1 pseudogene is annotated in these 273 nt (G+C 43.6%); it reads right to left on the reverse strand.

The window, feature by feature from the left end:
- Positions 1 to 273: pseudogene (locus AAEY62_RS22360) on the reverse strand (glycosyltransferase family 1 protein); the annotation flags it as partial.

The following is a 273-nucleotide window of genomic DNA, read 5'->3' on the forward strand; positions in this document are numbered from 1 at the left end:
GTGGGAGTTTGTACCGCAATAGCTTGTAATAATGTATCGCCCGCACTCAATAGTGCTACTTTAGCTTGACTTAACAATGCCAAAAACTCACTACCCTGCTGACTTGGTATGCAAATTAATTCATCAGTTTGCGGTAACGGCTTGGTGTAATTGGGCCCAAAAACAACAACTCCCTTTAGCGAGGTACGTTGAGTGATGGCCAGTGCAGCTTGAAAATAAATATCAGCACAATTTTGACCGTTTAAAGTGTGTCCGCCTGAGCCTGCATTCACT

Origin of the sequence: Pseudoalteromonas sp. GW168-MNA-CIBAN-0100 (assembly GCF_040309225.1) — a bacterium.
Classification (GTDB): Bacteria; Pseudomonadota; Gammaproteobacteria; order Enterobacterales; family Alteromonadaceae; genus Pseudoalteromonas; species Pseudoalteromonas arctica.